This window comes from Thermogutta sp., assembly GCF_014359955.1.
Taxonomy (GTDB): Bacteria; Planctomycetota; Planctomycetia; order Pirellulales; family Thermoguttaceae; genus Thermogutta.
In genome coordinates this window covers 1-1393 of the sequence record NZ_JACIYL010000989.1, presented here as the reverse complement: position 1 = coordinate 1393, position 1393 = coordinate 1, and the positions used below count along the sequence as shown (strand labels likewise).

Genomic DNA, 1393 nt, shown 5'->3' with positions numbered 1-1393 from the left:
GCGGGAGATCGTGGGCACGTTTGTCGGCTCAAGCGTAACATGTGAAATCCGGTGTTAGGGGCTTGTTCGGCCCTCGGGACACCGAGGCTTTTCATATCCATGGGCTCCGGGCTTTTTATCGAAGCCGGTGACGGGGAAAATGGTGAAGAAGAAGCGTGTTGGTGAGCGTGCTCGGAGAACGCAGGGAGTTTCGCCACCGGGAATAGATTGACACTCGCGGAGAAAGACAGGTTAGGAGATATGATCGTCGTTTCTGGCATTCAACCGACCGGTCGATTTCATTGGGGGAATTATTTCGGCGCCATTAAGCAATACGTTGAACTCCAGGACCAGGCGGATGCCTCGTACTATTTCATTGCCAATCTCCACGCGCTGACGACGGTCCGTGATCCTGAGGTTTTGCGGCGGAACACCATCGATGCTGCAATCGACCTGCTGGCTTTGGGAATCAATCCGGACCGGGCCACGCTGTTTGTTCAGTCCGATGTCCCGGAAGTCTCCCAGCTTTGCTGGCTGCTCATGACCTGCACCCCAATGGGACTCCTCGAGCGGTGTCACGCGTACAAGGACAAGAAAGCTAAGGGACTTCCGGCCGATGCCGGGCTGTTTACTTATCCGGTGTTGATGGCGGCCGACATTCTCGCCTACGATGCGGACACCGTCCCGGTGGGTGAAGACCAGATTCAGCACATTGAAGTGTGTCGGGATATTGCGGGAAGCTTCAACCATCTTTATGGCGCAGTCTTCGTGATGCCGCGCGCCAAAATCATGGAGAACGCCGCTCGGGTTCCAGGAACTGATGGCGAAAAGATGTCCAAGAGTTACAACAACACGATAGGCATTTTTGACGATCCCAAGGTGGTTCGCAAAACGATCATGAGAATCGTTACGGACTCGCGTCCGATACACGAACCGAAAGATCCGGAAACAGATCACCTTTTCCAGTTATATTCGTTATTTGTGGGGGAAAAAGAGCGCGAAGCCATGGCGGCACGTTACCGCGCGGGCGGATTCGGTTACGGGGAGGTCAAGCAGGCCCTGGCTGATGCAGCCGAAAAATACTTTGCAGAGGCTCGCGAGTATCGTAAGGAATTGGAGGCGAAGCCGCAGTTTGTTCGGGAAGTCCTGGGAGACGGTGCGGCGATGGCACGTAAAAAGGCGGCGGAGGTACTGGCTCGCGCCCAGGCAGCCTGCGGCATCAAGTACGCCTGAAAATCTGTTGGCCCAGGGACACGCAGGACGTTGCACGAGCGTGCATCACACTTGGCAAAGAATCGGGCCCGGATCGGCGTCTTTGCGATTTTTGACTGTGTTGGACGGTCATAATCCGGCCGGTTTCGCGGCAGAAGCAATGCTGTTAAGCTGCACCGCTGCTGATTGGCGTTCCCTGAGA

Annotated in this window: 1 protein-coding gene; it reads left to right on the top strand. The window is 55.6% G+C overall.

What is annotated here, in order from left to right:
* Nucleotides 1–240: 240 nt before the first annotated feature.
* Nucleotides 241–1212 carry a tryptophan--tRNA ligase gene (gene trpS, locus H5U08_RS18795; protein WP_297036690.1) on the top strand — a complete coding sequence of 324 codons (972 nt, stop codon included), beginning with the start codon at nucleotides 241–243 and terminating at the stop codon, nucleotides 1210–1212.
* Nucleotides 1213–1393 lie beyond the last annotated feature (181 nt).